The 6,952-nt window shown below is 59.7% G+C and carries 7 protein-coding genes; 3 read left to right on the top strand and 4 right to left on the bottom strand.

The features are described from left to right. The 3 genes from A3730_RS28530 to A3730_RS28520 all read right to left on the bottom strand — a co-directional run. Window positions 1-1,049, bottom strand: a 1,049-nt coding sequence (locus A3730_RS28530) for a PQQ-dependent sugar dehydrogenase (RefSeq protein WP_063539418.1), incomplete at its 3' end; no start/stop codon positions are given. 63 nt (window positions 1,050-1,112) lie between these two features. Next, window positions 1,113-1,550 (bottom strand): carboxymuconolactone decarboxylase family protein, encoded by a 438-nt coding sequence (locus A3730_RS28525; protein WP_063521127.1) that lies wholly within the window; start codon window positions 1,548-1,550, stop codon window positions 1,113-1,115. A gap of 18 nt (window positions 1,551-1,568) precedes the next feature. Further along, window positions 1,569-2,249, bottom strand: a complete 681-nt coding sequence (locus A3730_RS28520) for a DJ-1/PfpI family protein (protein ID WP_231880714.1) — start codon at window positions 2,247-2,249, stop codon at window positions 1,569-1,571. A 120-nt stretch (window positions 2,250-2,369) separates the two neighbouring features. Here A3730_RS28520 and A3730_RS28515 point away from each other — a divergent pair, with 120 nt between their 5' ends. Then, on the top strand, window positions 2,370-3,761 hold the full coding sequence (locus A3730_RS28515; protein ID WP_063539417.1) for a PLP-dependent aminotransferase family protein: 1,392 nt from the start codon (window positions 2,370-2,372) through the stop codon (window positions 3,759-3,761). A 148-nt stretch (window positions 3,762-3,909) separates the two neighbouring features. Here A3730_RS28515 and A3730_RS28510 read toward each other — a convergent pair whose 3' ends face one another. Continuing rightward, window positions 3,910-5,106 (bottom strand): lytic murein transglycosylase, encoded by a 1,197-nt coding sequence (locus A3730_RS28510; RefSeq protein ID WP_063539416.1) that lies wholly within the window; start codon window positions 5,104-5,106, stop codon window positions 3,910-3,912. A gap of 186 nt (window positions 5,107-5,292) precedes the next feature. Here A3730_RS28510 and A3730_RS28505 point away from each other — a divergent pair, with 186 nt between their 5' ends. Continuing rightward, window positions 5,293-5,943 (top strand): TrkA family potassium uptake protein, encoded by a 651-nt coding sequence (locus A3730_RS28505; RefSeq protein ID WP_063520460.1) that lies wholly within the window; start codon window positions 5,293-5,295, stop codon window positions 5,941-5,943. Further along, window positions 5,940-6,952, top strand: a 1,013-nt coding sequence (locus A3730_RS28500; RefSeq protein ID WP_063539415.1) for a TrkH family potassium uptake protein, incomplete at its 3' end; no start/stop codon positions are given. The genes A3730_RS28505 and A3730_RS28500, both read left to right, overlap by 4 nt.

Genomic DNA, 6,952 nt, shown 5'->3' with positions numbered 1-6,952 from the left:
TCAAGTTGCAGCATCTGAACATGGTGGCGTTTGACGGGCAGCAGCCGGGTTTCACTGATTGGCTGCTGCCCGTCAAACGCCACCATGTTCAGATGCTGCAACTTGAGTGCACCGTTAGCGGTGTGGCCTTGCCAGCCGGGGTAACGGTCGCTGGTAATGAAGGCCATGCCGGCCGGAGCGATGGAGGGGGTCCAGTGCAGCAAGGGCTGGGCGTAGCCTTTTTTCTCGGTGTCGCCAATGCCGGGGCCGTAATATTCCCGGCCATAGGTAATCACCGGCCAGCCATAATTGACGCCGGGTTTTACCACATTGATCTCGTCGCCACCGCGGGGGCCATGTTCATTGAGCCAGGGTTTGCCGGTCTGCGGGTGCAGGGCCAGGCCCTGGGGATTGCGGTGGCCCCAGCTCCAGATCTCGGTGGCCTGGTCGGCCTGACCCACCAGTGGATTGTCTTCCGGGATGCGGCCATCGTCGTGCAGGCGCAGAACGCTGCCGGCGGGGTCTTGCGTATTCTGGGCGCGCTCGCGTTGCCCGCGGTCGCCAATGGTCATAAACAGGTAGCCGTCATTATCGAACAGGATGCGACCACCAAAATGCTTGCCGGTATTGGTGCAGGATTTCTCCGCCGTATAAATGGTACGGAAGTCGCTCAGGGTGCCGGCTTTATAGGTGCCGTAGCCCACTGCGGTGGTGCCGCCCTCGTCGCCGCAGGGTCTGGCATAGCTCAGGTACAGGCGCCGGTTCTCGGCGAAGTCCGGGTGGGGCAGCACATCGAACAACCCGCCCTGTCCGGAGGCCACCACGTCCGGTACGCCCTCCACATTGGCGTCTTGCAGTTCGCCATCCACAACCCGTCGCAGGGTGCCACGCCGTTCCGTAATCAGCCATTCGTTGTCTGAGACAAACGCCAGTGACCAGGGGTGATGCAGGCCACCGGTGATTGCGGTGGCGGTAATGCTGTTGTCGGTCTGTGGCTCCAGGGTGGCGGTGGTGTCCGCGCAGGCGCTGAGGGCAAGGCTGGATAGCATGGTGATAATGACAGTGCGCATGGCAGGCTCCGGATCGAATATGATTCGAAGCATGCCATGGGCCTGTGGCAGTGAAAACCGTTGTTACTCCGGGTGCGTCTGGAAGCCGACGCTGAAACGGTTCCACATATTGATAACGCCGATCACGTAGCTCAGGTCACTGCGTTCTTTTTCGCTGAAGTGTTCCGCCAGAGCTGCATAGGCGGCGTCACCATCGCCGCCCTGGCTGAGGCGGGTCAGGTATTCGGTCCAGCCCAGGGCTGCTTGCTCTCGTTCGCTGAACCAGTCGGTATCGCGCCAGCCAGCGACAGTATCTATGCGTGCGTTGTCCTCCCCCAGTTTACGTGCTTGGGCGGCGTGCATGTGCATGCAAAAGGCGCAGCCGTTGATCTGTGATGCCCGCAGTTCCACCAGGGCGATCAGTCGCTTATCCAGCCCGGTGGCGTCGATGACGGCCTGGGTGTTGAACATGGCTTTCATGGTGTCCGGTGAGGCGGTGTAGTAATTGAATCGGGCTTTCATGATGATGCCGTCCTTTTGTCACTTTTCAGGTAAATAGCGGGTGATCTCGGTCCAGGGGATCAGGCGGTTTAGCTGGATGGTTTCAAACACTTCCCTGGCCTTTCTCTTGCTGCTCATCTGCGCCAGCAAGACCAGTGCGCCCTGGTAGGACGGGATGCCTCCGTTGCTGGATATCCGGTTGCGATCAACGACAACATTGCGGTCTTCGATCACATTGATGCTGGGGAACTCTCGCTGTAACCGGGGTTCGCCACCTGCCCAGGTGGTAGCGGTGTAGCCATCCAGCAAGCCGGCGTGGGCGTACAAAAACGCCCCGGAGCAATTGCTGGCCAGCCATGACGCGGTTTTTGCCTGTTCGGTAAGAAATGTTGTCAGATCAGCGTTTTTAAACAGCGAGTCCATGACATAGGAGCTGGTGACGATCAGTGCATCCAGTTTGGGACTGTCGTAAATGGTGTTGTCGACCGTCAAGCGTATCCCTTCCTCGGTAGTGACAACGGCGGCGTCTTTCTCCACGCCGATCAACAGCACTTCATAGTCTGAAAACCACGACTCTCTTGTCGCGACTCCAAACACTTCAGCTGGTGCCGTGACATCACTGGTCAGCACCTTGTCATAAACCAGAATCCCAATGCGCTGGTCTGCGGCAATGGAAGGTAATGAATACAGCGCCACGACAATCAGTATCGTGATTCTCACTATTCGTTTTTTGTTGATCATTGGGCTTTGCCTTTTGATGGAAACAGTTCATCCGAGTGCTAATCTACCGCTGTCCGGTTTGGTAAAAAGGACCAGTTTTCTATTATTAAGGAGACCAATTTGCAGTTGCATCTGGTGCTGAATGGCGAAGGGGCGTTGCAGGCCCAGCTTTACCGTGAGCTACGTCAGGCCATGCAGGATGGTCGCCTGCAGGAGGGGGAGCGGATGCCACCAAGCCGGGTGTTGTGCCGTGAACTGGGATTGTCGCGGCAGCTGGTGGTGCAGGCGTATGAGCGGCTGATTGCGGAAGGGTTTCTTTGTGCCCGGCCGGGCAGCGGTACCTTTGTGGCCCGTTTGCCTGCCAGTGAGCCGGTGTCGTTATTGCCGGCAGGTGTTAGCCCCGGGCCCCACTGGATGACGCAGCCAGTGTGGGGGAACGGGCCCGCCCGGCGTTTCAATTTTGCCGGTGGGGTGACCGAGCGGGAGCAGCTGCCGTGGCAGGCGTGGCGGCGCTGTCTGCACCGGGCGGTACGGGATCAGCAGGCGGAGACGTTGCTTTATGGTGAGGTGCAGGGGGATCTGCGTCTGCGCCTGGGGCTGGTCGATTATCTGGGCTACAGCCGTGGGCTGCCATGCAGCGCGGATCAATTGCTGATTACGCAAGGCGCGCAGCAGGGGCTGGATCTGTTGGCGCGGGTGCGCCTGGCTCCCGGGGATTGCGTGGCAATGGAAGAGCCGGGCTACCCGCCTGCCCGGGCAGTGTTCGAGGCGGTTGGGGCAACAGTGATCCCTGTGCCGGTGGATGAGGAAGGGCTGTGTGTTGATCGCATTCCAGATCAGGCACGCCTGGTTTATGTAACCCCATCGCACCAGTTTCCGTTGGGCATGCCGATGAGCCTTTCCCGGCGTTTGGCATTGCTGGAGCGGGCCCGTGCTACCGAGATGCTGATAGTGGAGGATGACTACGACGGCGAGTTTCGTTTTGAAGGGCGGCCACTGGAGGCGTTAAAGCGGTTGGATCATCATCAGCAGGTGGCGTATCTGGGCAGCTTTTCAAAAGTGCTCCATGCCAGTTTTCGTATGGGGTACATAGTGATGCCGGGCGGTTTGCAGGCTGCGTTGTTGCAGGCCAAGTCGCTGACCGACTCAAGCAGTAACGACCTGACCCAGCGTGCGCTGGGCTATCTGATCCAGGAGGGCGACTTTGCCCGTCACTTGAAGCGGATGCAGCGCCGCTATGCATTACGCCGTGAAAAACTGCTTGCTGCATTGCGGGGGCAATCGGCGCTGACGGTTCTGCCGCAGATGGCCGGGTTGCATATTGCAGTGCGCACGCCGCCGGTGAGGGACTTGGCTGACGCCTTGATCAAAGAGGACGTTACCGCCATGTCGCTGGAGGCTTTATATATGGCAGAACCGGCGATGCCGGGCGTGCTACTGGGGTTCGGTGCCCTGCCGGACGACACCATCGAGGATGGGGTCAGTGCCCTGGCCCGGGCACTGACCCGATAAAACCGTTTCGGGGGCCGGGTTTCGCGTTCGAAAACCTGCCATTTCCGCGCTTTCAGGTTTTGCCTTTCGAAACGTGCTTTTCACGACGGCTGTTGTGTCGCCGCCGGCGACGTCTTTGCTGAGCACGCAACGGGTTTTCAGCAGCCTGTTAAGGGAGGACGCCGATCTGGTTGAGCACTTCCTGGTCCGGGAAACCGTCCGCCACCATGCCATTGGCCTGCTGGTAACGGGCCAGGGCCTGGCGGGTGCCGGGGCCGAGCAGGCCGTCTTCCGCGCCCGCATCATGGCCTTGTTCATTCAGCGTTTTTTGAAGCTTGGTGACCTGCTCGCGATTCAGTCTGGGGGCAGGAACGGGAGCCTGGTGGAGCGCGCCGCCGCCGGCAATGCGGTCCGCCAGCCGACCCACCGCAATGGCATAGGACTCTGACCGGTTCCAGCCCATGATCACGCGGAAATTCTGGTAGGCGAGAAAGGCCGGGCCGTTATGGCCGGAGGGGACCACCAGCGCCGCTTCCATCTCGGCCTGAGGCAGGGGCTGACCATCGGGCATACGCACACCCAGCTTGGCCCAGTCGCTGAGGCTGCGTTGATGGGCGAAACCGGTTAGCTGGAAATCGAAATCGTCAGGCAGCGTGACTTCCCTTCCCCAGCGCTGTTCCCGTTGCCAGCCCAGCCCCTGCAGAAAGTTGGCCGCGGAGGCGAGCGCATCTTCTTCGCTTTTCCATAGATTACGACGACCGTCACCATCGTGATCGATCGCGTACTTGAGAAAGATGGCGGGCATGAATTGGGTCTGGCCCATGGCGCCGGCCCAGGATCCTTCCATCTGGTCGGCCTCCACATCCCCGGACTGAATGATGCGCAAAGCGTTCATCAACTCGCCGGAAAAGTAATCGCCCCGACGGCCTTCGCACGCCAGGGTGCTGAGTGCATCCAGCACCGGGATACTGCCCAGGAAGCCGCCGTAATTGGTTTCCAGCCCCCAGAAAGCGACCAGGTAGTGACCGGGGATGCCGTATTCGCGGGTGAGTGCCTGTAGCAGGGGCTGTTGTTCGCGATACTTTTTACGGCCGGTTTCGATGCGGGTTTCGCTGACCCGGCGGGTGTAATAGTCCGAGAAACTGCTGGTGAATTCCGGCTGGCTGCGATCCAGCTCAATCACCCGCTCGTTCAGTTTGACGGTATTCAGGCTGCGGCTGATCACCTGGGCCGGGATGCCCGCCTCATCGGCCTGGGCCCGTAATTGGGCCATGCATTGTTCAAACTCGGCGTTGTCCAGGGCATAACTGGCAGGGCTGGCGAGCAGGGTGGCACTGGCAAACAGGGCGGCGCGAATCGAGGGCATGGGGTCTCCACCATCAAACGGAAAAAGGCGACACAGAGCATAACGCCGTTGTTGTCGGGGTGCGGCACATAACGACAAAAAAACCGAAAAAAACTGTTCTTACGGTTGCCCGGATTGCCGCCATGACAGCGGCAAATAAAAGGTGCAGACTTTTGCTATTGCCACTGCTTCGAGCAAGGAGGGCCTGTGAAGCACCAGTATGCTGTGATCGGTTTGGGCAGTTTTGGTTCCACCATTGCGCAGGAATTGACGCGCCTGGGGCACGATGTCATGGGCGTGGATATCGATGGTGAGCGGGTGGAGTATTACGCTGACAAGCTGTCACAAACCCTGATCGCTGACGGCACCAGTGACAAGGTGGTGGCCGAACTGGATTTCCCGGCCTTTGATGCGGTGGTGGTCGCCATTGGTGAAAACCTGGAAGCCAGCATCCTGACCACTCTGGCACTGAAAAGTGCGGAGGTGAAACAGGTGTGGGTCAAGGCGATCAGTGAACCGCATCACCGGATTCTGTCGCGCCTGGGGGCCAACCGGATTATTCACCCGGAGCATGAAATGGGCATCCGCGTTGCCCAGACCATCGTGCACCCGGAAATGCTCGACTATATTTCCCTGGGTAATGACTGGCTGGTGGTAGAGGTGAAGGTCGACAAACGGTTTGCCGGGATGACCGCATCCGAGTTGCCGCTGAAGGATGAAGAGCTGCGCCTGGCGCTGGTCAAGCGCGGCACCCAGGTGTGGCAAGCGCCGTTCGAAGGGCTGGAATTGCAAGAGAAAGACCAGATGGTGCTGATGGGCACGTTGCACGACTTGTTGCGGTTTTCCAAAGCGCAATGAGACCCTGGTTCGCACGCCGTTTTGGTGTTTCCCGTCCCCATACGCACAAGCCGCTGGTGTCTCCGCCTGTGGCGCTGGCCGGCAGCTTTTTCTTGTTAATCGTATTGGGCGCGTTGCTGCTCAAGTTGCCTATCGCCACCCATTCGCCAATCAGCTGGTTGCAGGCCATGTTCACCGCTACCTCTGCGGTGACGGTGACGGGCCTGTCGGTGGTGGATGTGGGCAGCCAGTTCACCCTGTTCGGCCAGTGGGTATTGCTACTGCTGATCGAGGCCGGCGGCATTGGCATCATGACCTTTGCGGCGGCCACCTTGCTGGCCATTGGGCATCGGCTGGGTATCGGTGAGCAGCAGTTGATTCGTGATTGCATGAACTACAGCCGGGTCAGTGATATCGCCTGGCTGATCCGCCGGATTGTGGTGGTGGTTGTGGTGGTGCAGGCGGTGGGCATGGCGCTGTTAATGTGTGTCTGGGTGCCCGCACTGGGTTGGGGTCAGGGCACGTTTCACAGCCTGTTCTATGCGGTGTCGGCGTTTAATAACGCAGGCTTTGCACTCAGTGCCGACAGCCTCACTGGCTGGGGTGGGCACTGGGGCATTGTGCTGATCATTACCACCATGGTCATCGTGGGCGGGCTGGGCTTTACGGTGCTGGCGGATTTCGAAAAAGGCTGGCGCTGGCGCGGGTTGTCCCTGCACAGCAAGTTGATGCTGGTGGGCACCGGGGTGTTGCTGGCGGCCACGTTGTTGTTCTTTATGCTGGCGGAGTGGAATAACCCCGGCACCCTGGGCGGCATGAGTGTCAGCGACAAGCTGGCGGCGTCCTGGTTTCATGCGGTGACGCCGCGTACGGCCGGGTTCAATGTGGTGGACATGAGTGCCTTGTCGCTGCCGACCAGCCTGTTTTATCTGCTGCTGATGTTTATCGGTGCGGGCACCAATTCCACCGGCAGTGGTATCAAGGTGACCACCTTTATGGTGCTGCTGCTGGCCACTCGTGCCTTCCTGCG

It is taken from the genome of Alcanivorax sp. HI0044 (genome assembly GCF_001634945.1).
The sequence above is the reverse complement of the archived record's forward strand: the minus strand, read 5'-3'. Positions and strand labels throughout refer to the sequence as shown.

What these genes read in the sequence shown, in the direction of transcription:
- A3730_RS28525 (WP_063521127.1), bottom strand. Translation starts at nt 1,550, where the DNA reads ATGAAAGCCCGATTCAATTACTACACCGCCTCACCGGACACCATGAAA.
- A3730_RS28510 (WP_063539416.1), bottom strand. Translation starts at nt 5,106, where the DNA reads ATGCCCTCGATTCGCGCCGCCCTGTTTGCCAGTGCCACCCTGCTCGCC.